At 46.7% G+C, this 553-nt stretch carries 1 protein-coding gene; it reads right to left on the bottom strand.

The window, feature by feature from the left end:
* Positions 1 to 553: hypothetical protein (locus tag L2735_RS19925; protein ID WP_248986317.1), on the bottom strand; the 553-nt coding region annotated here is incomplete at both ends.

Below are 553 nucleotides of genomic sequence, written 5' to 3'. Positions count from 1 at the left end.
CTGGAATATCTTGGCTGGTACCCGTGATGTCGCCTTGATTAGAGGCGTCGATAACCAGGTCGACAGTCAATTCTGCATCGACTGCATTTAAGTTCTCAGTGTCATTAGCAGACAGAGCATTACCGTTTGAGTCGGTTGCGGTCGCTACGACAGTGATGTCGCCATCAACCAGAGTCGATAAGTCGACATCATCAACTGAGTAAGAGCCATCTGCACCGACTGCCACATTTTCAATAATAATTTCAGCGCCGGCAATATCGGTGATAACTAAGGTGACTGTGCCACCCGCTGGAATATCTTGCGACGTACCTGTGATATCGCCTAAGTTGCCAGCATCAATCACTAAATCAACGGTGATATTACTTGCTAGAGCATCGAGGTTTTCAGTGTCATTGGCAGTTAAATCATTACCATTTGAGTCGGTTGCGGTCGCTACCACAGTGATGTCACCATCAACGAGAGTCGATAAGTCGACATCATCAACTGAGTAAGTACCATCAGCTGCAACAGCCACGTTTTCGATGGTGATTTCAATGCCAGCAATATCGGTGAT

This window comes from Shewanella olleyana (assembly GCF_023283825.1).
In the GTDB taxonomy this organism is placed as follows: Bacteria; Pseudomonadota; Gammaproteobacteria; order Enterobacterales; family Shewanellaceae; genus Shewanella; species Shewanella olleyana.
The sequence above is the reverse complement of the archived record's forward strand: the minus strand, read 5'-3'. Positions and strand labels throughout refer to the sequence as shown.